Annotated in this window: 20 protein-coding genes and 1 pseudogene; 15 read left to right on the forward strand and 6 right to left on the reverse strand. The window is 64.1% G+C overall.

Features of this window, described 5'->3' with window-relative positions; genetic code table 11:
* Window positions 1–63 precede the first annotated feature (63 nt).
* On the reverse strand, window positions 64–942 hold the full coding sequence (locus NKH70_RS14415) for a branched-chain amino acid aminotransferase (RefSeq protein WP_292658468.1): 879 nt from the start codon (window positions 940–942) through the stop codon (window positions 64–66).
* A gap of 151 nt (window positions 943–1,093) precedes the next feature.
* Here NKH70_RS14415 and NKH70_RS14420 point away from each other — a divergent pair, with 151 nt between their 5' ends.
* From NKH70_RS14420 to NKH70_RS14440, 5 genes are all read left to right on the forward strand, one after another.
* Window positions 1,094–1,756 (forward strand): haloacid dehalogenase type II, encoded by a 663-nt coding sequence (locus tag NKH70_RS14420; protein WP_292658470.1) that lies wholly within the window; start codon window positions 1,094–1,096, stop codon window positions 1,754–1,756.
* 174 nt (window positions 1,757–1,930) lie between these two features.
* Window positions 1,931–2,755 (forward strand): L,D-transpeptidase, encoded by an 825-nt coding sequence (locus NKH70_RS14425; RefSeq protein WP_352721255.1) that lies wholly within the window; start codon window positions 1,931–1,933, stop codon window positions 2,753–2,755.
* Window positions 2,756–3,247: 492 nt separating this feature from the next.
* Window positions 3,248–6,409, forward strand: a complete 3,162-nt coding sequence (locus NKH70_RS14430; protein ID WP_353025489.1) for a hypothetical protein — start codon at window positions 3,248–3,250, stop codon at window positions 6,407–6,409.
* A gap of 25 nt (window positions 6,410–6,434) precedes the next feature.
* On the forward strand, window positions 6,435–6,752 hold the full coding sequence (locus NKH70_RS14435; RefSeq protein WP_353025490.1) for a hypothetical protein: 318 nt from the start codon (window positions 6,435–6,437) through the stop codon (window positions 6,750–6,752).
* Window positions 6,707–7,189: a hypothetical protein gene (locus NKH70_RS14440; protein ID WP_352914496.1), complete on the forward strand. Its 483-nt coding sequence runs from the start codon at window positions 6,707–6,709 to the stop codon at window positions 7,187–7,189. Before NKH70_RS14435 ends, NKH70_RS14440 begins: the two co-directional genes overlap by 46 nt.
* 233 nt (window positions 7,190–7,422) lie before the next feature.
* On the opposite strand, the gene NKH70_RS14445 is transcribed toward NKH70_RS14440, so the two are convergent.
* Window positions 7,423–8,955: a helicase HerA-like C-terminal domain-containing protein gene (locus tag NKH70_RS14445; protein WP_352977618.1), complete on the reverse strand. Its 1,533-nt coding sequence runs from the start codon at window positions 8,953–8,955 to the stop codon at window positions 7,423–7,425.
* 275 nt (window positions 8,956–9,230) lie between these two features.
* Between NKH70_RS14445 and NKH70_RS14450 the strand changes: the two genes are divergently transcribed.
* From NKH70_RS14450 to NKH70_RS14465, 4 genes are read left to right on the forward strand one after another with little or no spacing between them, the layout of a single operon-like run.
* A complete protein-coding gene (locus NKH70_RS14450; RefSeq protein ID WP_352914491.1) occupies window positions 9,231–10,673 on the forward strand; it encodes a methylmalonyl-CoA mutase subunit beta in 1,443 nt (480 codons plus the stop codon).
* Window positions 10,670–12,805: a methylmalonyl-CoA mutase gene (gene scpA / locus NKH70_RS14455; RefSeq protein WP_352914488.1), complete on the forward strand. Its 2,136-nt coding sequence runs from the start codon at window positions 10,670–10,672 to the stop codon at window positions 12,803–12,805. Before NKH70_RS14450 ends, scpA begins: the two co-directional genes overlap by 4 nt.
* A 57-nt stretch (window positions 12,806–12,862) precedes the next feature.
* Window positions 12,863–13,093 (forward strand): AbrB/MazE/SpoVT family DNA-binding domain-containing protein, encoded by a 231-nt coding sequence (locus tag NKH70_RS14460; protein ID WP_352501761.1) that lies wholly within the window; start codon window positions 12,863–12,865, stop codon window positions 13,091–13,093.
* On the forward strand, window positions 13,090–13,476 hold the full coding sequence (locus tag NKH70_RS14465) for a type II toxin-antitoxin system death-on-curing family toxin (RefSeq protein WP_352914485.1): 387 nt from the start codon (window positions 13,090–13,092) through the stop codon (window positions 13,474–13,476). The genes NKH70_RS14460 and NKH70_RS14465 overlap by 4 nt, the downstream gene beginning before the upstream one ends.
* On the opposite strand, the gene NKH70_RS14470 is transcribed toward NKH70_RS14465, so the two are convergent.
* Window positions 13,473–13,946, reverse strand: coding sequence for a GreA/GreB family elongation factor (locus NKH70_RS14470; protein ID WP_352468520.1), 474 nt, complete (start codon window positions 13,944–13,946; stop codon window positions 13,473–13,475). The two genes, NKH70_RS14465 and NKH70_RS14470, sit on opposite strands and share 4 nt — an antisense overlap.
* Window positions 13,947–14,076: 130 nt before the next feature.
* Between NKH70_RS14470 and NKH70_RS14475 the strand changes: the two genes are divergently transcribed.
* On the forward strand, window positions 14,077–15,453 hold the full coding sequence (locus tag NKH70_RS14475) for a TIGR03808 family TAT-translocated repetitive protein (protein WP_352914482.1): 1,377 nt from the start codon (window positions 14,077–14,079) through the stop codon (window positions 15,451–15,453).
* Here NKH70_RS14475 and NKH70_RS14480 read toward each other — a convergent pair.
* Complete coding sequence (locus tag NKH70_RS14480; RefSeq protein ID WP_352914479.1) at window positions 15,446–16,450, reverse strand: asparaginase; 1,005 nt, start codon at window positions 16,448–16,450, stop codon at window positions 15,446–15,448. The two genes, NKH70_RS14475 and NKH70_RS14480, sit on opposite strands and share 8 nt — an antisense overlap.
* Before the next feature lie 129 nt (window positions 16,451–16,579).
* Window positions 16,580–17,746, reverse strand: coding sequence for an acetyl-CoA acetyltransferase (locus NKH70_RS14485; protein WP_352914476.1), 1,167 nt, complete (start codon window positions 17,744–17,746; stop codon window positions 16,580–16,582).
* A gap of 226 nt (window positions 17,747–17,972) precedes the next feature.
* Here NKH70_RS14485 and betI point away from each other — a divergent pair, with 226 nt between their 5' ends.
* The 5 genes from betI to betB are packed head-to-tail and all read left to right on the forward strand — an operon-like array spanning window position 17,973 to window position 24,274.
* Window positions 17,973–18,563: a choline-binding transcriptional repressor BetI gene (gene betI / locus NKH70_RS14490; protein ID WP_352449081.1), complete on the forward strand. Its 591-nt coding sequence runs from the start codon at window positions 17,973–17,975 to the stop codon at window positions 18,561–18,563.
* The gene (betC, locus tag NKH70_RS14495; protein WP_352914473.1) at window positions 18,560–20,089 is read left to right on the forward strand and encodes a choline-sulfatase; all 1,530 of its coding nucleotides are present in this window, start codon (window positions 18,560–18,562) and stop codon (window positions 20,087–20,089) included. Before betI ends, betC begins: the two co-directional genes overlap by 4 nt.
* A complete protein-coding gene (locus tag NKH70_RS14500; protein ID WP_502908358.1) occupies window positions 20,089–21,096 on the forward strand; it encodes a threonine/serine dehydratase family protein in 1,008 nt (335 codons plus the stop codon). The genes betC and NKH70_RS14500 overlap by 1 nt, the downstream gene beginning before the upstream one ends.
* 3 nt (window positions 21,097–21,099) lie before the next feature.
* Window positions 21,100–22,752 (forward strand): choline dehydrogenase, encoded by a 1,653-nt coding sequence (gene betA, locus NKH70_RS14505; RefSeq protein ID WP_352914467.1) that lies wholly within the window; start codon window positions 21,100–21,102, stop codon window positions 22,750–22,752.
* Window positions 22,753–22,810: 58 nt separating this feature from the next.
* Window positions 22,811–24,274: a betaine-aldehyde dehydrogenase gene (gene betB / locus NKH70_RS14510; RefSeq protein WP_352914465.1), complete on the forward strand. Its 1,464-nt coding sequence runs from the start codon at window positions 22,811–22,813 to the stop codon at window positions 24,272–24,274.
* Here the strand turns inward: betB and NKH70_RS14515 are convergent.
* A pseudogene (locus tag NKH70_RS14515) lies at window positions 24,238–26,509 on the reverse strand (AGE family epimerase/isomerase). The gene betB and the pseudogene NKH70_RS14515 sit on opposite strands and share 37 nt — an antisense overlap.
* Between the last annotated feature and the right edge of the window lie 10 nt (window positions 26,510–26,519).

Below are 26,519 nucleotides of genomic sequence, written 5' to 3' on the forward strand. Positions count from 1 at the left end.
AACATAGGACTGGATTGGTCTGGAACAACTCCGGAAACGAAGCGTCGGCCGCTTTTTAGCGGGTCAGCCGGGCGAAGTCGAATGCGCCCATTCCCAATAGAGTTCGCGCGCCTTCTTGGCCACCGGTCCGGGCTGCAGATTGCGATCCTCGATACGGGTGACCGGCACCACTTTCGAGTGGTTTCCGGTCGAGAAGATTTCGTCCGCCTCCAGGAAATCGCGGATCGACAGCGTCTTTTCCGTCGTCGTGAACCCATATTCGCCAAGCAGGGCCATGGTGCGCGCGCGGGTAATGCCGGACAGGAAGGTGCCGTTCGGCGCCGGCGTCAGGACATGGCCGTCCTTGACCAGGAAAATATTCGAGGTGCCGGTCTCGGCGACATTGCCCAGCATATCGAGCACGAGCGCATTGTCGAAGCCGCGCATCTTGGCTTCGAGGATGGCCCGGCCGTTGTTGGGATAAAGGCAGCCGGCCTTGGCGTTGGTCGGCATGGTTTCGATGGTCGGGCGCCGGAACGGCGACACCGTCACCGAAAACCCCGCCGGCGAGATCATCGGCGATTCGTAGAGGCAAAGGCAGAAACGCGTCGAGGCCGGGTCGGCCGGCACGCCCATATAGCCGCCATGCTCGGCCCAATACATTGGCCTGATGTAGACCGCCGTCTTGCCGTCGAACTTCTTCAGCCCATCCCAGGTCAGGCCGACGATCTTGTCGGTGCTCATCGTCGGCTTCAGGCCGAGCGCGATCGCCGAGGCGTTCACCCTTGCTGCATGGCGATCGAGATCGGGGGCGACGCCCTCGAACCAGCGGGCGCCGTCGAATACGCTGGTGCCGAGCCACATGGCGTGGCTGCGCGGCCCTAGGATGGCAACGTTGCCCTCGTACCAGTCGCCGTCGACGAAGGTCCATGTCGCGGATTGCGCCGCAGTCGCCAGTGTCATTGCCAGGTTCCGTTCGATGCTTGTTGCGGCGCATTGGAAGATGCTTTGGCGGCCGCCGTCAACCGGCTTGGCTGAGATTTGTTGAGGCCAGCGGGCTGGCGGACTGCAATCAGCGCTTGCGCCTTGCCTTGCGCAGCCTCAAAACTGTTGCATGCACCATGCGGCTTACGTTTTCGATGCCTATGGCACCCTGTTCGACGTGCACGCGGCCGTGCGCCGTCACGCCGACCAGATCGGGCCGGACGGCCAGTTACTGTCCGAGATATGGCGCGCCAAGCAGCTGGAATATTCCTGGGTCAGGACGCTGATGGGAGCCTATGCCGATTTTTGGCAGCTCACCGAGCAGGCTCTCGATTTCGCCCTGCGCAAGGTTCCATCCGCGGATGCCGGGCTGAAGGCGAAGCTGCTCGAAGCCTATTGGCGGCTGGACTGCTATCCGGAGGTGCCGGCCGTGCTCAAAGCGCTCAAGGCATCGGGAGCAAGGCTGGCGATCCTATCCAACGGTTCGCCTGAAATGCTGGAGGCGGCCGTCAAGTCCGCCGCGCTCGACCAGGTCCTGGACGACGTCTTTTCCGTCGACAGCGTCAGGCGCTTCAAGACCGATCCGTCGGTCTACGATATGGTCACCACGGGCTGGCGCCTCTATCCAGGCGCTGTCTCTTTCCAGTCCTCCAACCGCTGGGACGTCGCCGGCGCCACCAAATTCGGCTTCCGGACGGTGTGGATCAACCGCACGAACCAGCCAGAGGAATACCGGGATTTTCCACCGGCCCTGATCCTGCCGTCACTCGAAGGTCTGATCTCCGGGGTTTGATGCCGGACATGTTGCCTCGGCGCAACAGTGACGATCCAGTCACAGCTTTGCCTTTGTTTGTCCACCCTGCGGCCAGAATTGGAACCGCCTATCGCGCCGGGCAGTGCTCGAGCACCTGCGCGCAACCGGACGCATTTATGCTTTGTTGCGATTTGAGACTTAAAAAAGGCAATCATGTTCACACCCCCATCGTCCTCTCTGCGCCTGAGCCGTCGCGGTTTCCTCAACGCCGCAGCCCTTGGCGCCGCCTCGGTCGCGGTCTCCAGTTGCACTACGCTGTCGCAACAGCCGGCCGAGCCACCGCCGCCGACCTATGTCGAGCCGGCGCTCGGCGACTATCTGACGATGTATGGGCCGATGTCGGATGGCGGCTTCGAGCTGCCGGCCATACCGGTCGACAAGATCGACCCGCAGTTCCTGCGCCAGATCGTTGACGATCCGACCGGCCAGCAGCCGGGCACCATCGTCGTCGACACGACCAATCACTTCCTCTATCTGGTGCGCCCGGGCGGCCAGGCGATCCGCTATGGCGTTGGGCTCGGCCGCGCCGGCTTCGAATGGTCGGGCGATGCCGTGGTCCAATGGAAGCAGAAATGGCCGAAATGGACGCCGCCAGACGAAATGATAGCGCGGCAGCCGGAGTTGAAGCCGTACAGCGCCGATAATGGCGGCATGCCGGGGGGGCTCAAGAACCCGCTAGGCGCGCGGGCGCTCTATCTCTTCCAGGGCAACCAGGACACGCTCTACCGCTTGCATGGTTCGCCGGAATGGAGGTCGATCGGCAAGTCGGTGTCGTCCGGCTGTGTTCGCCTGATGAACCAGGACATTATCGATCTCTACGATCGTGTGCCGAACAAGACCCCGGTCGTGGTGACGGCCGATATCGGCCAGCCGATGGTGGCGACAGCAAACCGCAAAGCCATTCCGATCGACGCCGGCGTGCCGGAAGGATCGATCCTGCTCGGCCCGATAAAATCGATCACAAATTCGATCTTCTGAGCTGGTCGAAAGCGCAGGGGCGGCGGGCTTTCGCCGCTCTGGCTGGCTTCCGGTCAGATAGCTGCCTAACCAAGAACCTTTTGCGCTATGCGGTAATCTATGACCGAACGCGACGTCCACCGTCAGCGTGCCAACGGCAGATCTGCGCCGCAATCGCTCCGACATAGGGGCCAAAGGCGATTGCCGGAAAGCGGCCGGTCTCGTTCGCGGTTTCAAAGATTCGGTCGCGGACCGCCTTCGATTCAAGAAACACTCCGACAGGAACGTACCTTACACACGACCAGCCACGCGTCTAGGGCGGCTCGTTACTGGCGCGACCATCGGAATGGCACGAATACCAAGTAGAGAACCCATCCCCAGTTTTAGAATACGGCGACCGATATAACTATTTTCAGGGCTGATTTATTTGCTGCACTGCGTCTTTTTGCAATGTGAGCACGTCGCCAGATGTGGTACGTCTCGCGAGCGGAAATCACTGAGGGGGATTATCCGATGCCGTCGCTTGCGCCGTTACCACCGACCCATCTCGCCATTTTCGTCACTGACCCGGAGAACGGGAATCCAGTCCAGCGACTGCCTCTCTATGCCGAGATCGCGGTGCCACGTATCTTGCCGCCGCGCGCGCCAGCCGACGAAAGGCTGCGGGAACCGATCCGCGCGGCCCTGAACGCTACCGATCCGAGCGCGACCGGCGCGGTCCGGGACCGGGTCGAGGCCGCCGCCCTCTCCGCGCTCGGCCAGGCGCTAACCGATGCCAGCCTGGCGTCTCTATTCGACCTCGAAAAGACCCGGGAGCTGTTCGAGCAGGTCTTCAAGGACGTGCTGCGCGATGACAGCGCCGCGAACATGGCCGCTATCGATCCGGCGCGGTTGCCCGGGCTGCTGCTCGCATCGATCCGCGAGTTCGCGCCGCGCTTCGATCTCGCGCTGGCAGATAGTCCCAAAGAAACCGCCCCGATCTGGGCCGAGCCGCTCGGCGTGCTCACCACCGATCATGTCGGCTATGCTTCGTTCGACCTCACCCGGCTGCGGCCCCAAGTGAAGCTGCTGCTGGCCGAGGCGATCGCGGCGCGGCGGGACGATCCCGATGCGGTCCTCAAGCTCGCAGTCTGGGTCTACCCCTATGGCGAGTCCGGCCGCCACGAAGTGCTGGCGCAGGCGCGGTTCGCTCTCGACGCGATCGTCGCCCGCATCACCATGGTGTGGCACACGCTCCCGCCTGCCATCGCCAATATGGGCCCGCGCGCGCTCCAGAATCCGGGTCTGACAGATTGGCGGCTGTCGCCCGCTTCGTTCGCTGCCAGCCCCAAGTCGCTGGTCGGCGAAGGCGGATGCGAGGAGTTGTTTCCGGCCAGCCTCGCGCTCCAGCAATTCGTGCTGCGCCAGGTGGTGCGCCTCACCGACGCGCCGGCCGGGTTCGGACTGCCGGCCCAGGCGGGGTATCGGGCCGCTTATGTCGATGAGTATAAGGTCTCCTGGTACGCGCTCGGCCATTCGCTCGGCGAGATTCTCTACAGCCTGCCACTGGCGCCGGGCGAGACGGTCCGGCTCGCGGTTCTCGACTGGTCATGGGACAGCCTCGCCAAGCGCGACGAGACCACCAGCCTCACCGAAGAAGTGCTACACCAGACGCACCGCGACCGAACAATCACGGAAACGGTCAAGGCCGGGCTGAAGGAACTCCAGAAAGGCTCCTCCTTCATGGGCGGCGCGGCGGGGTCCTCGGGCGCCAGCGGTGGCGCGGGCACCGGCGGGCTGGGGCTTGGCGCGGCGGTGGGTAATACCTGGAGTCTGGGCGGATCGACCGCGACCAGCTCGGGCAGCCGCGATCTGGCCGCGGAGAACGTCCAGCGGGTCAATGACAGTTTCACCCAGGCCAGCTCGGCCCAACGCGAGCTCAATTCGACCGTGGTGATCCAGGCGCGGCAGGAGGAGAAGGAGAGCATCCAGACCCGCACCTTCTCCAATTACAACCACAGCCACACGCTGACCGTGCTCTACTACGAAGTGCTCCGACACTACCGGGTGACAGTGGAATGGGTGCGGCGGCGTCCGGCCGTGCTGGCCAAGCTTCCCGAGCGGTTGGCGGCGCTGGACGAGGCGGCCCTGGTCAAGCATCGCCACCTGCTCGAACCGGCGCTGCTCGATCCGACCCTGAAGGCCGGGTTCGACGCGATCGAGAAACGCGATGCGATCGCCAACCACCAAGTCGTCCAGAAGATCGATCCCAACTTCGATCCGCCCGATCCGTGGTGGGAGGGGAACGTCGAGCTGGAGCTGTTCCAGATCGGCATCTGGTCCAGCGAACAAGCTACCGAGAACATCACCGTCTACGTGATCACGGCCGACGACCATGCGCGCAGCAAGCTGCACGAGCTGCACTACGTCTACAAGGGATCGAGCGACGCCGGGCCGGACTATGCCGCGCACAACATCAACAGCGGCGAGCGTATGGACACCGACCAGGAACAGTTCACGTTCCTCAAGCTGGCCGGCCAGGCCGTGGACGGGCCTTCGCTTCGAATCCCGTGGGCGCAGGTGATCGGTTTTCAATTCGAGAAGTGGGGAGATGACAGTTCATGGCGGATTGACGCCCTCTCGATCAGGGCATGGGACCGCTTCGGCTTTGTCGTGGACCTGACGCCCCCCGGGAAGAACGATGTAAACCTGTTCATCGACGATTCCGAACCCGGGTCCCAGGCCTTTTCCGATATCAAGCGCCCAGGTCCACCGCCCCCGCCGATCGGTCCCGTCCTGTCACCCGACCGCAGCTTGTCGCTGGAGGAATCGTACCAGATCAAGCGGCTCAAGGACCATGTCGTGGGGCACCTCGACCACTACGCCTCGGCCGTGCAGCTCGGCACCGACGTGAACGCGATAGCCCGCCAGTTCGAAGCCGTGCCCTGGGCCCCCACGACGATGGACGATCACGTCGAGCCGATCCCGCTCGAAGTGTTCGGCAGCTATGTCGCCTATCCGCTGGTCAAGCCCCTGTCGGGCATCGACGACACTCTGGTGGTCGATATCGCCGCGGCGCTGAACGGCACCGACCCCGCGCAGCGCCAGCGCGCCGCGGACCAGCTGGCCGCGATGAGCGATGCCGACCGGGCTTCGGTGATCGAGCGATTGCCGCTCGCCACAGCCAAGTCGGAGCGGCTGATCACCCTGCCGACCCGCGGAGTCTTCGCCGAAGGCAAGCTGGGCCATTGCAACGTCTCGGAAGAGATCGACAACACCCGCTTCTGGAAATGGGACGAGCACCCGATCCCGATCCAGGCGCCGGAGATAGCGCCGGTCACCCCCGTCACGCCAAGCCCGCAGGACGCGGGCGTGGTGCCGACCGCCTTTCCACAGTCGCTCGTCAACATCGTCAATCCGTCGCCTGCGCCCGATCCGGCCGGCCTCGGCGCGGCGCTGGGCGTGCTCGCCACCGCCAACATCTTCCGCGACATGTCTGGCCAGGCGCAGGTCGCCGACCTCCTCAAGACCCTGTCCGACAACAGCGTGAAGATCGCCGAGGTGGCGGTGCAGGCGCAAAAGGCGGCGGTCGGGGGCGGAGGCGGTCCAGGCGGTGGCGGGGCAGCGCCAGGGCGCGGGCGCGACGCCTTCGGGTCCGCCGGCGCCACCGCCCAGCCAGCCTACCCCTCGTCCTGAACCCCCCGCGCGCACCCCCCAGCAAGTGGAGAGCGATCAGATCGATAACGGCACCAAGAAGCTCAAGGCCGCGACCGGCTTCCTGCCGCCGGCACAGCAGGCCATCGTCCGCAAGCAGGTCATCGAGAATGACTGGGCCAAGGGCAAGAAATGGACCGTATCGCTTAACTCCGAATGGCAGGGCAAAGAGATCACCAAGAAGCCGATGAAGGCGTCCTATGTGGGCGAGGTCTTCGTGGCGGGCGAGGAGTCGACGCTGCTCAACCCAACCCCGTTCGCGTCGAACCAGATCGTCAAATGGGACAATATCGTGCTCAGGGCCGAACGGTCGGCATCTCGATGATCGCGACGGAGATCGAGCCGTTCACCGATCAATTTTCCGTCAACATCCCCGGACTCGACATCGACGGCTTCGCGCTCAAGGAAAAGACCTACCAGCTCCCGCTGCGCTCGGTTGCGAACAATTTCCCCGTGGAGCTGGACTCGAATGTGGACGACCTCAAATTCCCGCAAGGGTCGAGCGTCATCCGCCTTCGCGGGATCGCCGAGATCGAGAAGAAATCGATCGAGATCACGCTCCAGGTCAATGAAAGCGGCGAGCTTTCCGGCGATCTGGCGCGCGAACTCAAGGGCTCGGCCGAACTGGAGAAGCTGGTCAGCCTCGGCATCTCGGCTACTCTGAAAATGGCGGCCAAGGTCGTTGTCGGCGGACAGCAGGCGATCAAGGGGACGTTCGACATTCTCTATCTCGTCGGATGGAAGGTCAACCAGATTGTCTAGCTGAGCTTCTGCCTTCCGGCGCGGCAGCGATAGGTCGAAGGCGACCTGCTACCAAACAAATCATTTCTACCGCGCCGGGCTCTTGTACGGGAAGTCATGGTGAGATGATGGACGTGCGTCTGCTTCTCCCTTTTTTATGTAAAGCTGCCATTTTGGTCTCGCCCCAAATGCGAATTTAGAGTGATCTGCGCGGCAATGACCGCTCCTGGCGCGAAGCTGACCTTCGCCCTGCCTCATCGCCCCCTGGCCAAACTCCCCAGAATACCCCGCACGATCGCTCGTCCGACCGACGAGCCGACCGAGCGCACGACGGATTTGATCGCCGCCTCCGCCACCGTCTGGCGGTTGGAGGGCCGCGGCGCGCGGCGGCCGCCGGTCGGCTGGGGATCGTCGTTGCCGAAGCCGGGAATGGTCCAGCGCGAACGGCCGCTCTCCTGCTGCTGCGCTTGCGCCTCCTGGGCGTCCTTGGCCTTTTTCTGCAGCATCTCGAAAGCCGATTCGCGGTCGACGGTCTGGTCGTATTGTCCCGCAACCGGGCTCTCAGTGATCAGCTTGCGGCGCTCTTCGGGCGTGATCGGGCCAAGGCGCGACGATGGCGGGCGGATCAGCGTCCGCTGTACCATGGACGGCACGCCCTTGGCTTCCAGCGTCGAGACCAGCGCCTCGCCGGTGCCGAGCTGCGTGATCACGGTTGCGCAGTCGAAATCGGGATTGGGCCTGAACGTCTCGGCCGCTGTCTTGACGGCCTTCTGTTCGCGCGGCGTATAGGCACGAAGTGCGTGCTGCACGCGGTTGCCCAACTGGGCCAGCACCGTTTCAGGGATATCCAGCGGATTTTGCGTGACGAAATAAACGCCGACGCCCTTCGAGCGGATCAGCCGGACCACCTGTTCGACCCGGTCGACCAGCACCTTCGGCGCGTCGTCGAACAGAAGGTGCGCCTCGTCGAAGAAAAAGACCAGCTTCGGCTTGTCCGGGTCGCCGACCTCGGGCAGTTCCTCGAACAGTTCCGACATCAGCCACAGAAGGAACGTCGCATAGAGCCGCGGATTCATCATCAGCTTGTCGGCGGCGAGCACGCTGATGGCGCCGCGTCCATCGCGCGTGGTGCGCATGATGTCGGCGATCCGCAATGCCGGCTCGCCGAAGAAATTGGCAGCGCCCTGCTGCTCCAGGACCAGCAGCGTGCGCTGGATGGCGCCGACCGAAGGTTTCGTCACATTGCCGTAGCGGGCGCCGATCTCTTCGGCGCGGTCGGCGATGTTGGCAAGCAGTGACTGCAGGTCCTTCAAGTCGAGCAGCAAAAGGCCTTCCTCGTCGGCGATGCGGAAGACGATGTTCATAATGCCTTCCTGTGCCTCGGAAAGGTTCATCAGCCGCGACAGAAGCAGCGGCCCCATCTCCGAGATGGTGGCGCGGATCGGGTGGCCCTGCTCGCCGAACAGATCCCAGAAGATGACCGGGAATTCCTGGAACTCATAGGGATCGAGCTTGACCTGCTCGGCCCGCTTGACCAGGAAATCCTGCGCTGTGCCCATCATGGCGATACCCGACAGGTCGCCCTTGATGTCGGCGCAGAATACCGGCACGCCGGCATTGGAGAAACCCTCGGCCAATATTTGCAGGGTCACCGTCTTGCCGGTGCCGGTCGCGCCGGTGACCAGGCCGTGACGATTTCCATATTGCAGCAAAAGCCGTTCGGGCCGCTGATAGCTGTCGTCCGGCTTGCGGCTGGCTCCTATGAAGATACTGGTGTCGTCGGCTATGTGTCCGGTCTCCGCAAACCTATAGGGTTGAATGCCCTGATCCCTTGAAGAAAAGGGAGCCCCGCCGCAGGTATAGTGAGGCCATTGCACAGCGACAATGGGCGTCGTCGAAAATGGCTTTTGGAGCTTGCGGAACCTGCCCATGTTTGGCAATCGGTTGACGGTCACCATCACGGAAGGCGTGTTGCACGGCATGTGTGCTGCATTGTGATATCGGGCCGGGGACCGTAGACTGACATAGTCGGCCGCTGCGGCCGCTAGAACGAGGAGAACCGATGGGCGCCGGTGCCTTGACCCAGGATGCCGAACTTCCGAACGTCGACCGGCAACGATGGCTGGCGCTGGCAGAGAAGGCGCTGGCCGGCGGGTCCTTCGAGGAAAAGCTCGTCTCGCATACGGACGACGCCATCCGCATCGAGCCGCTCTACGAGCGTTCGGTAACCGCCGAGCCTGTCGTGCGCGCCAACCCGGAATCACCGTGGATCGTCAGCCAGCGTATCGACGATCCGGACATAGGCCGCGCCAGTGCGCAGGCGCTGGAAGACGTCGCGCAGGGTGCTACCGGACTGTCGCTTGTCTTCGAAGGTGCGCCGAACGCCTTCGGCTACGGCTTGCCGAGGACGGCGGAGGCGCTGGAGGGTGTACTCGACGGCGTGCCGCTCAACCGCATCCAGATCCGCATCGACGCCCATCCCTGGAGCCGCGCCGTGGCCGACTGGCTGGTGGCGTTTTTGACCAAGCGCCGCTCCGACCCGGCAAAGCTCAATCTCTCCTTCGGCATCGATCCGGCGGCGATCTTTGCCGGGACCGGTAGGCTGCGCATGTCGATCGAGGCTTTGCAGGCTTCGATGCCGCAGTCGCTGGCGCATTTCTTTTCGATGGGTGTGCCCGGTGTCCTGCTGGAAGCGGACGGGCGGGTATTCCACAATGCCGGCGCCACCGAGGCGCAGGAGCTTGGCACCATGCTCGCGTCGGCCGTCTCCTATCTGAGGCTGTTCGAGAAGGCGCGCCAGCCGCTTGTCTATGCGGCGCCGCATATCGGCTTTGCGCTGAGCGTCGACCAGGACCAGTTCGTGTCGATGGCCAAGGTCAGGGCGTTGCGCAGGCTGTGGGCGCGTGTCCAGGAGGCCTGCTCGATACCGCCCTCCACCGCCAGCATCCATGCCGAAACTTCCTTCCAGATGATGACGGCGGCCGACCCGGAAACCAACATCCTGCGCACCACCATTGCCGCTTTTGCGGCTGCCGCCGGCGGCGCGGATTCGATCGCCATCCTGCCGCACACGATCGCGCACGGCCTGCCTGCGAGTTTTGCCCGCCGCGTTGCCCGCAACGCGCAACTGATCATGGCCAATGAGGGCCACATCGACCACGTCGCCGATCCGGCTTGCGGTTCGGGCGCCGTCGAAGCGCTGACTGCGGAGCTCTGCGCGGCGGCCTGGCAGGAGTTCCAGCAGATCGAGGCGGAAGGCGGCGTGCTGTCCAGCCTCGAACAAGGCCACATCCAGAGACGCGTCCAGGCAGCTTCCGCCCGCCGCAACGCAGCCTACCAGGCGGGCGAACGGGCGATCGTCGGCACGACGCTGCACCCCTCGAAAACCGAGCGTCCTGTCGAGACGCTGGCGGCGGAGCGGCGGCCTGCCTTCACCGAAGGCGTTGCGGTGTGCGAGCCGCTGTTTCCGATCCGCATCGATCAGTCGATCGGAGCCGTACCATGATCCCGGATTTCAGCCAGATCGGCTGGTCGCCGCCGCGGCGGGTGCCGGTCGAGGTCAAAGGTCAGCGGATGACGCCGGAAGGCATCGCCGTCAAGCATCTCTACAACCAGGGCGATCTCAAGGGCTTGCCGCATCTCGATACCTATCCGGGCCTGCCGCCCTTCGTGCGCGGCCCCTATCCGACGATGTATGTCCAGCAACCCTGGACGATCCGGCAATATGCCGGCTTCTCGACGGCAGAGGAATCCAACGCCTTCTACCGGCGCAACCTTGCCGCCGGCCAGAAAGGCCTGTCGGTCGCCTTCGATCTCGCCACGCATCGCGGCTACGACAGCGACCATCCGCGCGTCGCCGGCGATGTCGGCATGGCCGGCGTCGCCATCGATTCCATTCTCGACATGCGCCAGCTGTTCGATGGCATCCCGCTTAACGAGATGACGGTATCGATGACGATGAACGGCGCGGTGCTGCCGATCATGGCGCTCTATATCGTCGCGGCGGAGGAACAGGGCGTTGCGCAGAAGGACCTCACTGGGACCATTCAGAACGACATCCTGAAAGAGTTCATGGTGCGCAACACCTACATCTATCCGCCAAAACCTTCGATGCGGATCGTGTCGGACATTTTTTCCTACACGTCGAAGCACATGCCGAAGTTCAATTCGATCTCGATCTCCGGCTACCACATGCAGGAGGCGGGAGCGACGGCGGACCTTGAACTCGCCTACACGATTGCCGACGGTATCGAATATGCCCGCGCCGGCGTCGCGGCCGGCCTCGACATCGACCGTTTCGCGCCGCGCCTTTCCTTCTTCTGGGCGATCGGCATGAATTTCTTCATGGAAGTCGCGAAGCTGAGAGCAGCGCGCCTTTTGTGGGCCAGCCTGATGCTGAAGAACTTTTCGCCGAAGGACGAGCGCTCGCTGTCACTGCGCACCCATTGCCAGACTTCGGGCTGGTCGCTGACGGCGCAGGATCCCTACAACAACATCATCCGCACCATGATCGAGGCGATGGCGGCGACTCAAGGGCATACGCAGTCGCTGCACACCAATTCCTTCGACGAGGCAATGGCGCTGCCGACCGACCATTCGGCCCGCATCGCCCGCAACACACAGCTCATCCTGCAGAAGGAATCCGGCACGACGCGCATCATCGATCCGTGGGGCGGCTCCGCCTATCTCGAACGGCTGACGCATGATCTGGCGGCGCGTGCGCTTGCGCATATCGAGGAGGTCGAGAGCCTCGGCGGCATGGCCGCGGCGATCGAAAAGGGCCTACCGAAGCTGCGCATCGAAGAGGCTGCCGCGCGCACCCAGGCGCGCATCGATTCAGGCGAACAGATCGTGGTCGGTGTCAATGCCCACCGGCCTGGGACGGATATCGATGTCGACGTACTAAGGATCGACAATGCCGAAGTCAGGGCACGGCAATTGTCGAAGCTGCAGCGGCTGAAAGGCACGCGTGACGTCGCCGCCGTCGAGAGCGCGCTCGATGCGCTGACCCGTGCTGCCGGGAGTAACGAAAACCTGCTGGAATTCGCCATCCGGGCCGCACGCGCCAACGCCACGGTCGGCGAGATTTCGCTGGCGCTGGAAAAGGTTTTCGGCCGCCATGTCGCCTCGGTGCAGACGATCTCCGGCGTCTACCGCAACGCGCTCGGCGACAATCCAGTGGTCGACCGGCTGCAGGACAAGATCGTAGCGTTCGAGGAGAAGTCCGGCGGCAAGCCGCGCATTCTGGTCGCCAAGATGGGGCAAGACGGCCATGATCGCGGCCAGAAAGTGATCGCCACCGCCTTTGCCGACCTCGGCTTCGACGTCACCGTCGGGCCGATGTTCCAGACGCCGGACGAGATCGCCAGGCTGGCGGTCGAGCATGACGTGCACGTCGTCGGCGCGTCGTCGCTGGCAGCAGGCCATTTGACGCTCATTCCCGAACTCAAGCTTGCACTGAAGAAGCTCGGCCGCGACGACATGCTGATCGTCGCCGGCGGCGTCATCCCGCCGCAGGATTACGATGCAGTCCGGCAGGCAGGCGCCACTGAAATATTCCCACCCGGCACGGTCATCCCGGAAGCGGCGGACCGGCTGATGGACCGGCTGCTGCAGGGGGCTGACGCTTTGTTATAATGTCTGTTGCAACGAAAACACGCTGAGTTATAATCGGCGTTGCAACAGGATGTCACCATGAACACGACCATTCGCAAGATCGGCAATTCCGAAGGCGTGATCCTGCCGAAGGAAATTCTCGATCGCATGAATCTGAAGGCGGGCGACAGCATCGTCATCGTTCAGGAAGGCGATGAGCTTCGCCTGCGCCGCACCGAGGACACTGCCGAAGAATTCGAGCGCAAGATGAAGATCGCGCGCGAGCGGATGAAAAAGTACGAGGTTGCTTACCGCGCGCTCGCAAAATGACCGAGCATCATTCGCGGGAGTTCGTGGAGGCGCTTCATGCCGAGCAGTTGCGCCTCCACGGCGGCGCAGCGGGCATCCGCGACGAAGGAATGCTGGAGTCGGCGCTCTACAGGCCGCAGCAGAGGGAAATCTATGGCGAGCCCGATCTCTGTGAGTTGGCGTCCGGCTACCTTTTCGGTATTGCCAAAAACCATCCATTCGTCGACGGCAATAAGCGTACTGCTTTCGCGGCGGCCGATCTGTTCCTTTATTTCAATGGCTTGAGCATCGAAGCCGAGCAGGCGGACATTATTCAACTGGTCATGATGGTCGCCGCCGGCGAAATCGACGAGGCTGGTGCCGCGGCGTTCTTCCGCGATCATGTGGTGAAGCTCGAAGACTAACTGTCGGAAAGCTTGACGATCTCCCATTCCTTGCCGTTGACTGCGGCAATTTCGCCGACCTTCTTGCCGAACAGCGCCATCGCCATCGGCGACATATGGGAAATTGTCCCCTTGGCGGGATTTGCCTCATCCTCGCCGACGATCTTCCAGTGCACCTTCTTGCCGTCGTCGCTTTCCAGGGTGACACCCATGCCGAAACGAACCAGGTCGCTACCCGGTTCCGGCACGGAGAGCTCGGCGCTTTCCCGCCTTGCCGTCCAATAGCGAAGATCGCGCGACACCAGCGCGATCCGCTCGCGGTCGGCCCTCTTTTCGGCTCTGCCCAGTTCGTCGCGCAGAGCGGCCACCTCCGCATCGATCAGCGCCAGGCCGCGTTCCGTCACCAGATTGCGGTGATGGCTGATCGGCCGCTCGCCGATGCCGGCGATGGCGTTTTCGCTGTCTTCCTCGCGGGTGAAGGCCCTGCTCATTTATCGAACTTATGCCTGACGCGACGACTCCACAAGCCGTAGCCGGCGAACCGACGTCGGGGCCGATCCGGCCGATCCTGTCTGGCACGAATCCTGCGGCGCGACCGTTGAACGCAAGGAATCTGTGCCGATGTTGAACAGACGAACGCTGCTTGCGCAGACCGCCGGCTTTGCCGTCATGGGGCTTTCGCTCGGCAAGGCAGCGGCGAAAAACCTGCCCGGCATCGAGAAAGCCGCGATGCGTAGCGCGATCAACGCAAGCGAGCTCGGCGTCCGGCCCGGCGCGCTTGACGACCAGAGCAAGGCCTTCACCAAGCTGCTGCGCGACGCGCACGACCGCGACATGCCGGTGTTCCTGCCGCCGGGGATCTATATCGTTTCCAACCTGTCGCTGCCCGGCCGCGTGCGCCTGTCCGGCGTGCCGGGCGCATCGCGGATCGTCTACGGCGGCAATGGCCATCTCATCATGGCCGAACAGGCCGAGCATATCGAACTCAGCGGGCTGGTGTTCGACGGCAGCAACCGCTGGATGGGCGACTACACGCATGGCCTGCTCGATCTGCGCCGCATCGCCCATCTGGTCGTCGACAACTGCCAGCTTACCGACAGCGGCAAGAACGGTCTGGCGCTCGAACACGCCTCGGGCCGCATCGAGCGCTCGGAGATATCCGGTGCGGCCGATGCCGGCATCTATTCGGTCGAGGCCGATGGCCTGGAAATATCAGGCAATAGCGTCTCCGACTGCGCCAATGGCGGCATCCTCGTGCACCGCTGGCAGGCGGCTGAAGACAACACCATCGTCAGCGGCAACCGGATCGAACGCATCCAGGCGCGCGGCGGCGGAACCGGCCAGAACGGCAATGGCATCAATGCCTTCCGCGCCGGCAATGTCATCATCTCCGGCAATATTGTTTCGGACTGCGCGTTTTCGGCGATCCGCGCCAACAGTGCCAGCAATTTGCAGATCACCGGCAATACCTGCTCGCGCTCGGGCGAAACGGCCGTGTATTCCGAATTCTCCTTTGAAGGTGCCGTCATCGGCAATAACATCGTCGATGGCGCTGCGAACGGTATTTCGATCGTCAATTTCAACGAAGGCGGCCGCATGGGCGTCTGCTCCGGCAACATCGTCCGCAATCTGTCGACCAGCGGTCCCTACCCTGCCGACGCGCCCGGCTTCGGCGTCGGCATCAGCGTCGAGGCAGACAGCACCGTTTCCGGTAATGTCGTCGAGAATGCGCCGCTCTACGGCATGCAGATCGGCTGGGGACCGTTCATGCGCAATGTGGTCGCCATGGGAAACATCATCCGCAAGGCGGGGACCGGTATCGTCGTCACCGTGGTCGAAGGTGCCGGAACGGCAATCATTTCCGACAATGTCATCGACGGGGTCCAGAACGGCGCGATCGTCGGCCAGCGCTGGGCCGAGCCGGTGACCGGCGACCTCGCCGCGTCAGGCAATGCCGGCTATGCGCATCTGACCGTCGAGCGCAACCACGTCAGTTGAGGGTGGCCGTCGGCCGGAGCGCGCCGACTTTGGCGCCGATCCGGCTTTCGATAGGCGGATTTGCCTGTTCGATCAGTTTCGCAGCGAGCGCGTGGTCGGCGTGCAAAAGCTTTGCCAGCACAGCCGCGACCATCACTTCAGCGGCGCGGCCGGCGCCATCGTCGCATTTCAGCGCGATGCCAAGGCCAAGCTCCGGAACGGCGGCGCAAAAAACACCTTCGGCGCCTCCCTTGACGAAAATCCGACCCGGGGCGGCCTCCATCATCGCGACGTCGGACCTGCCCGTGCCGGCGACGAAAAACGGCTCGGCCATGCAGGCAGAAAGCAGCCGCTTCGCCGCCCGGGCGCGCACCGGCTCGAAGCCGGCACCTGTCGCCATGCGGGCAAAGCTAAGGGCAAAGCTGCGCAACGGCACGGCATAGGTCGGAATCGAGCAGCCGTCGGTGCCGCGGTGATCGGCGTCATGGGCAGCGCCGGTCACCGCCTCCATCGCTTCGCGCACCATCTCCTGCGAAGCATGGCCAGCCTTGACGTAACCACGATGGGCGATGCCGCTGTGAACGCAGGTGCATAGGAAGCCTGAGTGCTTGCCGGAACAATTGTTGTGCAGCGCGTTCGGCACGCTGCCGGCGCGGGCAAGCGCCAGCGTCGCTCCATGGCTCGACGGCCAATGCGCGCCGCATTCGAGTGCCGCCTCGTCCAGGCCGGCCTTCGCCAGCATGGCCCGCGCGAGCTCGACATGTGGCGGCTCGCCGGAATGCGAGGCGCAGGCCAGCGCCAGCTCCCGGTCACCGAAGCCGTAGACATCGGCAGCGCCGCTCTCGACCAGCGGCAACGCCTGGATCGCCTTGACCGCCGAACGCGGGAACACCGGCTGTGCCGTGTCGCCGATCTCCCAGACAGGCTTGCCGTCAGCGTCGAAGACGGCAACAGCGCCGCGATGCGCGCTCTCGACGATTGCGCCGCGCAAGACTTCGACCAGAACCGGATTTGTCATGAATTCCCCGCTAGCGCATGATCTCGAAAATCGGAATCCATTTCGAAAAGGATCATGCGCAAAATCAAAGTGTTACAGCGTCCTTTGCGCTCCCGAACGGTCGCGCGGCGCTGTAATGCGGGGCCGCTTTTATCTGATCCGGTCGAGAATGGAAACGTAGTTGGCGACCGCGGCGCCGCCCATGTTGAAGATGCCGCCGAGCTTTGCTCCCGGCACCTGGATGCCGCCCGCCTCGCCGACGAGCTGCATGGCGCTCAGCACATGCATCGATACACCGGTGGCGCCGATCGGATGGCCCTTGGCCTTCAGCCCGCCCGACGGATTGACCGGCAGCCTTCCATCTTTCGCCGTCTCGCCATCCAAGGCCAGCTTGGCGCCCTCGCCCGGCTTTGCCAGGCCCATCGCCTCATACTCGATCAGTTCGGCGATGGTGAAACAGTCGTGCGTCTCGACGAAGGACAGGTCGCCGAGCGTCACGCCCGCCTTCTTCAACGCCTGGTTCCAGGCCTGCTCGCAGCCTTCGAAGGCGAGGATGTCGCGCTTCGACATCGGCAGGAAATCCTGCACATGCTCATTGGCGCGGAAAGCGACCGCGCGGCGCATCTTCAGCGCCGTGGCCGTATCGGCAAGGACAAGTGCGGCGGCGCCGTCCGACACCAGCGAGCAGTCTGTGCGCTTCAGCGGACCGGCGACGAAGGGGTTTTTTTCGCTTTCCTGCCGGCAGAACTCGTAGCCGAAATCCTTGCGCATCTGCGCGTAGGGATTGTCGACGCCGTTCTTGTGGTTCTTGGCGGCGATCGTCGCCAGCGCATCCGACTGGTCGCCGTAGCGCTGGAAATAGGCTTGGGCGATCTTGCCGAAGACGCCGGCGAAGCCTGCCGGCGTGTCACCGTCCTCCGGCAGATATGAGGCCTTGAGCAGGTTCTTGCCGATCTCGGGACCGGGCGTCGTCGTCATCTGCTCGGCGCCGACCACCAGCACGATACGGGCGGCATTGGCGTCGATGGCGCGGATGCCTTGCCTGACCGCCGCCGAGCCGGTGGCGCAGGCGTTCTCGACGCGGGTCGCCGGCTTGAAGCGCAGCCGGTCGTCGGCCTGGAGGACCAGGCTCGCGGTGAAATCCTGGGCGGAAAACCCGGCGTTGAAGTGGCCGAGCACGATCTCGTCGACGTCATCTGGACCGATGCCGGCATGGTCGAGCGCCTCGACTGCCACCTTGGTGATCAGGCCCTCCAGCGTCTCGCCTTCGAGCTTGCCGAAGCGCGAATGCGCCCAACCGACGATGCATGCTGTCATGGCGATCTCCATCCTGTGGACCTGGGCTACGCGATACTGCGGCGCGCCTCAGCATTGTTCAAGCATGAACCGTTCCGCCCGGCGTCGTGAAGGGGCCAGAACCGCACAATCGCTTGATCTTGATATCTGGTCATAGTGCCTGGCTTTTGCCAGCAAATCAGGCTGGATTTTTGTTGATTGATGCGTCAATAAAAAATAATCTTGCCATGACAAGACCGGAGCAAGAATGCCGAAACTCGGAATGGAGCCGTTGCGCCGCAGGGCGCTCATCGACGCAACGATCTCGGCGATCGGCGAGCGCGGTTCGCTTGATGTGACGATGTCGGAAATCGCCGGGCGCGCCGGCGTGTCCTCGGCGCTTGCCCACCATTATTTCGGCGCCAAGGACGAATTGCTGTTGGCGACGATGCGGCACATCCTGAGCGAGCTCACCGCCGATACACGCCGTGCACTTCGCGCGGCCGGCACGGCGCGCCAGCGCGTCTCGGCAGTGGTCGCGGTCAATTTCTCCGACATCCAGTTCCAGCCCGAAACGATCGCCGCCTGGCTCGCCTTCTACGTCGAGGCGCAGAAATCGGCAGCACTTCGCCGGCTGCTCAAGGTCTATGCGCGGCGGCTGCATTCCAATCTGCTCAGCGGGCTGGCCGGCATCCTGCCCAGAAGCGAGGCGGACCGGGTCGCCGAAGCGACGGCGGCGCTGATCGACGGGCTCTATATCAGGCGCGCGCTGAAGGACGGCGTCCCCGATGCCGCGACCGCGATTGCACTGGTCGAGGACTATCTCGAAACGAAGCTCAGCGGACGGCAGAAGCAGTGACATCCAAGCGACCCAACATCCTGATCGTGATGGTCGATCAGCTCAACGGAACGCTGTTTCCGGATGGGCTGGCGGACTTCCTGCACGCGCCGCATCTGAAGGCGCTGGCCACACGTTCGGCGCGTTTTTGCAACAATTACACCGCCTCGCCGCTCTGCGCGCCGGGCCGCGCCGCATTCATGAGCGGCCAGTTGCCGTCACGCACCGGGGTCTACGACAACGCCGCCGAATTCGCGTCTTCGATCCCGACATTTGCCCATCATCTGCGCGCTGCCGGCTATCACACCTGCCTCTCCGGCAAGATGCATTTCGTCGGCCCGGACCAATTGCACGGTTTCGAGGAGCGGCTGACCACCGACATCTATCCGGCCGATTTCGGCTGGACGCCGGACTATCGCAAGCCCGGCGAGCGGATCGACTGGTGGTATCACAATCTCGGCTCGGTGAGCGGCGCCGGTACTGCCGAGATCACGAACCAGCTGGAATATGACGACGAGGTCGCCTTCCATGCGGTGCAGAAGCTTTACGATTTTGCCCGCGTCTCGGACGATGCCGCACATCGGCCCTGGTGCTTGACGGTTTCCTTCACCCATCCGCACGATCCTTACGTCGCACGCCGGCGCTACTGGGACCTCTACGAGGATTGCCCGGCGCTCGAGCCTGAGGTCGGCTTCATTCCTTACGACAGGCAGGACCCGCATTCGCAGCGGCTCTACCGCGCCAGCGACTATGATAGGTTCGACATCACCACTGAGCAGATACGCCGCGCGCGGCGCGGCTATTTCGCCAATGTCTCCTATCTCGACGACAAGCTCGGCGAGCTGCTGTCGGTGCTCGAGCGCACGCGCATGCTCGACGACACGATCATCCTGTTCTGCTCGGACCATGGCGACATGCTCGGCGAGCGCGGGCTGTGGTTCAAGATGTGCTTTTTCGAGGGTTCGGCGCGGGTGCCGCTGATGATCGCCGGCAAGAGCATACACGCCGGGCTGATCGAGACGCCGGTTTCCAATCTCGACGTGACGCCGACGCTTTGCGATCTCGCCGGCATCGACATCAGCGCGATTGCGCCGTGGACCGACGGCCAGTCGCTGCTGCCGCTGCTAAACGGAAAGAAACGCTCCGCGCCGGTGCTGATGGAATATGCGGCCGAAGGCTCCAATGCGCCGATGGTGGCGATGCGCGGGGGCCGCTACAAATTCATCCATTGCGAGATCGACCCGCCGCAACTGTTTGATCTTGAATCGGATCCGCGGGAATTGACCAACCTCGCCGCCGATCCGGCCAATGCGGCTTTGGTGGCCGCTTTCACCGACAAGGTGCGGGAGCGCTGGGACATGGCGGCGTTCGATGCCGCGGTGCGTGCCAGCCAGGCACGCCGCTGGGTGGTCTACCCGGCGCTGCGCAACGGCACCCATTATCCCTGGGAGTTCCAGCCGCTGCAGAAGGCGTCGGAACGCTACATGCGCAATCACATGAACCTCGACCTGCTCGAAGAGCAGAAGCGCTTTCCCCGAGGCGAATGATGGCAGACAGTCTCGTCCCCTCTGTCGACCATCTCAGGCAGGCCTATGCCGTCACCTCCAAGGCGACGCAGATCACGCCGCTGCTGGAATCGGCGGCACTCGCCCGCGAGACCGGCGCCGAACGCGTCTTCGTCAAGGCCGAGTCGCTGCAATGGGCCGGATCGTTCAAGGTGCGCGGCGCCTATTGGCGGCTGAAGCGGCTGTCGCCCGACGAAGCCAAAATGGGCGTCGTCGCCTATTCCTCCGGCAATTTCGCGCAAGGGCTGGCGGCGGCAGGCCAAGCGCTTGGCATTCCCGTCACCATCGTCATGCCGATCGACGCGCCTGCCGCCAAACGCGATGCCACGTCGGGCTACGGCGCCCGTGTCGTGCTGACCGACCATGGCGAGCGCGCGCGTGAGGAAGTCGCTGCCGCGAAGGCGCGCGAGATCGCCGCGAGCGAAGGCCTGGCGCTGCTGCACCCGTTCGACGATCCGGAGATCGTCGCCGGCCAGGCCGGTGCCGGGCTGGAGGCACTCGACCAGCTCGCCGCCAAGCAAGCCGAGGCCAATCTCTTGTTCTGCTCGGTCGGCGGCGGCGGCCTGATCGGCGGTGTTTCGCTGGCCTTCCACTACCTGTCGCCAGCCACGAAGATCATCGGCGTGGAGCCGGAAGGTTTTGACGGCATGGGCTCGTCGTTGGCGCATGGCGCCATCGAAACCATGCCGATCGGGCCGAAATCGATCTGCGACGGGCTGATGTCGCGGCGGCCCGGCGACGCGCCGTTCGCAGCGGTGAAGGCCGCCGGCGTTCGCGGCGTCACCGTCGACGATGCTTCGGTGCGGCGCGCCATGCGCATCGCCTTCGAGCGGATGAAGCTGGTGCTCGAACCATCCGGCGCTGCTTCGCTGGCGGCGTTGCTCGGCGGCAAGGTCGACGTGACCGGCAAGACCGTTCTCGTAATGGCAACCGGCGGCAACGTCTCGCTGGCCGATTTCATTGCCCATATGAACCATGGACGCGCATGAACTATGCTTGAAGCGGATTTCGTCATTATCGGCTCCGGCTCGGCCGGTTCGGCCATGGCCTACCGGCTGTCGGAGGACGGCAAGCATTCGGTGATCGTCATCGAATATGGCGGCAGCGATATCGGGCCGCTAATCCAGATGCCGTCGGCGCTGTCGATCCCGCTCAATATGAGCCTCTACGACTGGGGCTTTGTCAGCGAGCCGGAGCCGCACCTCGGCGGCCGCGTGCTGGCGACGCCGCGCGGCAAGGTGATCGGCGGCTCGTCGTCGATCAACGGCATGGTCTATGTGCGCGGCCATGCCCGCGACTTCGACCACTGGGCCGAACAGGGCGCGGCCGGCTGGGGCTTTGCCGACGTGCTCCCCTATTTCAAGCGCATGGAGGACAGCGCAGGCGGCGAGGATGGCTGGCGCGGCCATGGCGGCCCGCTTACTGTGCAGCGCGGCTCGAGAACGAACCCACTCTATGGCGCCTTCGTCGAGGCAGGCCGTCAGGCCGGCTTCGAGCTGACCGACGACTATAACGGCGCGAAGCAGGAAGGCTTTGGGCCGATGGAGCAGACCATCCGCGGCGGCCGTCGCTGGTCGGCCGCGAGCGCCTATCTGAGGCCGGCGCTGAGGCGGAAAAATGTCAGCCTGGTCAAGGGTTTCGCCCGGCGGGTAATCATCGAGAATCAACGCGCCACCGGCGTCGAGATCGAAGTGCGCAAACGGATTCAGGCGGTCAGAGCGCGGCGCGAGGTGATCGTTGCCGCGTCCTCGATCAACTCGCCCAAGATCCTGATGCTGTCCGGCATCGGCCCCGGCCAGCACCTTAGGGAGAACGGCATTCCGGTGATCGCTGACCGGCCTGGAGTCGGTCGCAATCTGCAGGACCATATGGAACTCTACATCCAGCAGGAATCGACAAAGCCGATCACGCTGAACTCCGTCTTGAACCCGTTCTCGAAGGCGCTGATCGGGGCACAATGGCTGTTCTTCAAATCCGGCCTCGGTGCCACCAATCATTTCGAGGCGGCCGCCTTCGTGCGCTCGGGCGCCGGCGTCGACTATCCCGATATCCAGTATCACTTCATCCCGGCCGCGGTCCGCTATGACGGCAAGGCGGCGGCCAAGGCGCATGGTTTCCAGGCGCATGTCGGGCCGATGCGGTCGAAGTCGCGCGGTTCGGTCACGCTGCGCTCGCCCGATCCCAAGTCGAAGCCGGTGATCCGCTTCAACTACATGTCGCATCCGGATGACTGGACGGAGTTCCGCCACTGCATCCGGCTGACCCGCGAGATCTTCGGGCAAGCGGCCTTCGATCCCTACCGCGGCAAGGAACTGTCGCCGGGCTCGCATGTGCAATCGGATGAGGAGCTCGACGCCTTCATTCGCGACCACGCCGAAAGCGCCTACCACCCTTGCGGCACCTGCAAGATGGGCCGTGCCGATGATGCGATGAGCGTCGTCGATCCGGAATGCCGCGTCATTGGCGTCGAAGGGCTGCGGGTCGCCGATTCCTCGATCTTTCCACGCGTCACCAACGGCAATCTCAACGCGCCGTCGATCATGACCGGCGAGAAGGCCGCCGACCACATTCTCGGGCGTACGCCGCTGCCACCGTCCAACCAGGAACCATGGATCAATCCGCGCTGGCAGGCGTCGGACAGATAGGCCATGATCCGGCGGACGCATATTCCGATGCCGCGAAAAGACGATTTGGAGAACAGTCATGCGCGCCCAGCCAACGGCATCGCATTATGTCAACGGCCGCTATATCGACGACGAGCGCGGCGCGCCGCTGCAGGTAATCTATCCTGCAACCGGCGAGACCATCGCCATGCTGCGCTCGGCGACGCCGAACGTGCTGGAGCTCGCGATCGAGGCGGCGCGTGTGGCACAACCGGCCTGGGCGCGGCTGAAGCCGGTCGAACGCGGCCGCATCCTGCGCCGCGCCGCCGACATCTTGCGCGCGCGCAATGCCGATCTGGCGCGCATCGAGACGCTGGATACCGGTAAGCCTATCCAGGAGACGCTGGTTGCGGACGCCCCGTCGGCGGCCGACTGCCTGGAATATTTCGGCGGCGCGGTCGCCGCCTTTAATGGCGAGGCCGTCGATCTCGGCGGACCCTTTGCCTATACCAGGCGCGAGGCGCTCGGCGTCTGCGTCGGCATCGGCGCCTGGAATTACCCGATCCAGATCGCCGGCTGGAAATCCGCACCGGCGCTCGCCATGGGCAATGCGATGGTGTTCAAGCCGTCGGAAAACACGCCGCTTTCAGCACTGGCGCTCGCCGAAATCTATACCGAGGCCGGCCTGCCCGACGGCCTGTTCAACGTCGTGCAAGGTTTTGGCGATGTCGGCGCCGGCCTTGTCGGCCATGAGGTCGTCGCCAAGGTCTCGGTGACCGGCTCCGTGCCGACCGGCCGCAAGGTGCTGTCGCTCGCCGGCTCGAAGATGAAGCACGCGACGATGGAGCTCGGCGGCAAGTCGCCGCTGATCGTCTTCGAAGACGCCAACCTCGAAAACGCCATCGGCGGCGCGATGCTCGGCAATTTCTATTCGACCGGCCAGATCTGCTCCAATGGCACGCGGGTGTTCGTGCAGAGCAGCATCCATGACCGTTTCGTCGAGAGGCTGACCGAGCGGACCAAGAAAATCCGCATCGGCGATCCGCTCGATCCGGACACGCAGATGGGGCCGCTGGTCTCCAAGGCGCAGCATGACAAGGTGGTCTCTTACATCGAAGCGGGCAAACAGGATGGCGCGGTGCTCGCCTGCGGCGGCAACGTGCCGGCGTTGCAGGGCTTCCAGGGCGGCTTCTTCGTCGAGCCGACGGTGTTCACCGGTGTCGCAGACACGATGCGCATCGCCCGCGAGGAGATTTTCGGGCCAGTCATGAGCGTGCTGAAATTCGACAGCGAGGACGAGGTAGTCGAGCGCGCCAACGACACCGAATTCGGCCTCGCCGCCGGCGTGTTCACGCGCGACCTGCAGCGCGCCCACCGCGTCATCGCCGAATTGCAGGCCGGTACCTGCTGGATCAACGCTTACAATCTGACGCCGGTCGAAATCCCCTTTGGCGGCTTCAAGCAGTCCGGCATCGGCCGCGAGAATTCGCTCGCGGCACTGGCACTCTATTCGCAGCTGAAGTCGGTCTATGTCGAGACGGGGGACGTCGCCAGCCCATACTGATCCTTGCGGGCGGTGCCGTCCAGATACTGCGTCAGCGCGCAGACGAGATGATAGAAGATGCTGGCCGGCACCTCGCTTGCCAGCGAGCGGCCACGCTCGTCGATGCGGTCGATCCACAGGCCGAGCGGTGCCGGATTGATGTGCCAGCGGAACAGCCGGCCGACACGCGCCTCGATTTCCGGCTTCAGGTCGGGACCGCCCGAACCATCCAGCGCGATCGCCGCCTTGATCGCTTCGGCCTGCGGCCAACTGCGCGAGACGCGGTCGAGCGGCAGCCCTTGCCGCGAGACCGCGCCGTAGGCGAGGCCTATTGGCGCGGTTGAGGCCATTGGCAATTGCCGACGCGTAAAGCTTCCGGGCAAGGCCGGTCAAGCCGCTCTGGCCGCTGCGCCCGGCGAAGTCGACCAGCAGCGAGGCCCATTCGAAATGATGGCCGGGTTCGGTCCACGTGCCCTTCTCGCCAGGGGCCGGCCGCCATTCATTGTCGAAATACTCACCCAGCGTCCAGCTTTCCGGGTCGAAGAAATGGCTGCGAAACAGATCGACGATGCGCGCGGCGCGGCGAAGATAGGCGCGTTCGCCCGTCGCCTGATGCCAGGCCAGGAATGCCTCGAGCAGATGCATGTGCGGGTTGGAGCGGCGCTCGCCCTCGCCGCTCGAGGTCTCGCGGAAGCCGGTCAGGCGTTCGTCCTCGAGATGCGCGTCGATGAACGCAAAGGTCTCCTCGCCAAGCCGCAACGCATCGGGATTGCCGCACATATGGGCATGCGCCAGCGCCAGGAGCACGCAGGAATGGTCATAGGCATCCTCGGCGGCGTCGGCGACAGTGCCGTCGATGTTGAGCGTGCGTACCCAGCCGCCATTGTCGGTGCGGCCGTGCCTGGCCATGAATTCGAGGCCGTGGCTGATCAGCCGATCGGCCGGGCCGTTCCAGCCGCGCGCCTTGGCGACCGCGAAGGCGTAAATCTGCCTGGCCTGAGTGCGCATGCGTTTTGGTTTCATCAGCGGGGCGGCATCGAAACCGAGCGCCTCGTGGAACCCGCCATGGCGCTCGTCGACGCCGACCGTCGACCATAACGGCACCGTCTCCTCGAACAGCCAATGGTGAACGCGGCGCTGCCAGGCGCCGCTTTCGATGACTCGATCGTCGGCGGGCGTGAACCTGGTCTCCAGGCGACCGCTCTTTTCGAGCTGCTCGACGATCTTCTTGACGTTCTGGCTGTGGCTGACCGGAGCGACGAAAGTGGCGTCGGCGGTCGACACGATGGCGACGTCCTTCAGGCCTATGGCCGACAGCAGGCGGCCGTCGCTGCGGATATAGGAGTTCTCGCAATCGATGGCGACGACGTCGCCGACGATGACATTGCCCTGGGTGTCGGAGGGGCCGACGTCGAGCAGCGATTGCCAGGAGCCGAGATCGTTCCAGCGAAAGCCGGCCGGCACCATGGCGATGCCGCTGGCGCGCTCCATGATCGCATAGTCGATCGATGTCGATGGGATGGCGGCATAGAGCTCCAGAGGCATGTAGAGGCCGGAAAGGTCCGATGTCGCAGCTTGGTAGGCAGCCTCTGTGGCGCTCCAGATGTCTGGCTGGAAAGCCATGAACGCGTCGCGCATGGCACTGGCGCGAAACAGGAAGATGCCGGTGTTCCAGTAGAAATTGCCGGCCTCGAGATAGCTCTGCGCGGTGGCGAGATCGGGTTTTTCGACGAAACGCGAGACATCGCAGATACCATCGCGCTCGCCGGCCACCTCGATGTAGCCATACCCGGTCTCGGGTTGGGCGGGCTTGATGCCGAACACCACCAGCCTGCCTTCGCGCGCCGCCGCCGTGCCGGCCTCGACGCTCCGCCAGAATTGCTGCGCGGTCGCAATCTCATGGTCGGACGGCACCACCAGCACCAGGCTGTCGCCGAATTCCGACAAGGTGCGCAGGCTTGCCAAAGCGACGGCCGCGGCAGTGTTGCGCCCGGTCGGCTCGAACAGCGGGCCGCCGCCGGAAAGCTCGTGACCAGCAATGTCGGCATGAACGCGGTCGGCATGCCTTTCCGACGCAATCAGGAAAACCGGCGTTTCGCCCTCCGGCCGCGCGGTCAGCCGCCGCAGCGTCTTGGCCAGCATCGAGCCGTCGCCGGAGAAATCATGGAACTGCTTGGGATTGTCCTCGCGCGACAGCGGCCACAGCCGCGAGCCGACGCCGCCGCTCATCACAAAACTGACGATCCGTTCGGTCATGAAAACAAGC

Source organism: Mesorhizobium sp. M0991 (assembly GCF_040318915.1).
In the GTDB taxonomy this organism is placed as follows: domain Bacteria; phylum Pseudomonadota; class Alphaproteobacteria; order Rhizobiales; family Rhizobiaceae; genus Mesorhizobium.